This is a genomic window from Neisseria viridiae (assembly GCF_962747995.1).
Taxonomy (GTDB): Bacteria; Pseudomonadota; Gammaproteobacteria; order Burkholderiales; family Neisseriaceae; genus Neisseria; species Neisseria viridiae.
This window is the reverse complement of record NZ_CAUJAJ010000045.1, coordinates 1-432: the sequence shown is the minus strand read 5'-3', so window position 1 is coordinate 432 and position 432 is coordinate 1. Positions and strand designations below refer to the sequence as shown.

Sequence of the window (432 nt, the reverse complement as noted above, 5' to 3'; positions counted from 1 at the left end):
CTGGATTCCCGCTTTCGCGGGAATGACGGGCTAAATAATATCAAACCATAAATCCTGCCAAGAAACATTATTTTCTTCAATCAGTTGCAATTTCCAAGCCCTGTTCCATTTCTTCAACTGTTTTTCCCGAGTAATTGCACTCTCCATCGTAGGATGCAGTTCATACCAAACCAGCATAGTAACGTTGTACCGTGATGTAAATCCCTCAACCAAATGCTCCCTATGTTGGTAAATACGTTGCACCAAATCAGATGTAACTCCAACATACAACGTGCCATTACGTTGGCTTGCTAAAATATAAACCGCAGGCTGCATATGATATCCTTTTGAATTATTTAAATTTATATTCCCATGAACACAATCCCGCGATTATTCCAACCCTTCGTCATTCTCGCAATTCTCCGTTATTCCCGCAACCCTTCGTCATTCCCG

At 41.4% G+C, this 432-nt stretch carries 1 protein-coding gene; it reads right to left on the bottom strand.

What is annotated here, in order from left to right; translation table 11 throughout:
• Positions 1-30: 30 nt before the first annotated feature.
• Positions 31-315 (bottom strand): GIY-YIG nuclease family protein, encoded by a 285-nt coding sequence (locus Q9J79_RS10300; protein WP_301911204.1) that lies wholly within the window; start codon positions 313-315, stop codon positions 31-33.
• Between the last annotated feature and the right edge of the window lie 117 nt (positions 316-432).